Genomic DNA, 237 nt, shown 5'->3' with positions numbered 1-237 from the left:
AGGCTGTTGTCCCAGAAGTACTCGTACTGGACGCCGAAGTCGCGGGTCTGACTGAAGTACCCCTCGTCGTGGAGCATCTTGATCTCGTCGAACGCCGCCGCGACCCGGTCGTCCGTGAAGGAGGCGTCTCCGCTGATGAGCCCCTGCTGGAGGGAGGCGCCGTCCTCCTGCCGCATGAAGAAGCCCTCGGTGATGTCGCTGAGCGGCCACCCGGTGCCGTTCCCGGAGGCGATGGGC

General features: G+C 66.2%; 1 pseudogene. It reads right to left on the bottom strand.

Features of this window, described 5'->3' with window-relative positions:
• Positions 1-237, bottom strand: a pseudogene (locus tag EXE45_RS19045) (carbohydrate ABC transporter substrate-binding protein); the annotation flags it as partial.

Origin of the sequence: Halorubrum sp. SP9, assembly GCF_005435015.1 — an archaeon.
Lineage (GTDB): Archaea > Halobacteriota > Halobacteria > Halobacteriales > Haloferacaceae > Halorubrum > Halorubrum sodomense.
This window is presented reverse-complemented; position numbering and strand designations above follow the sequence as displayed.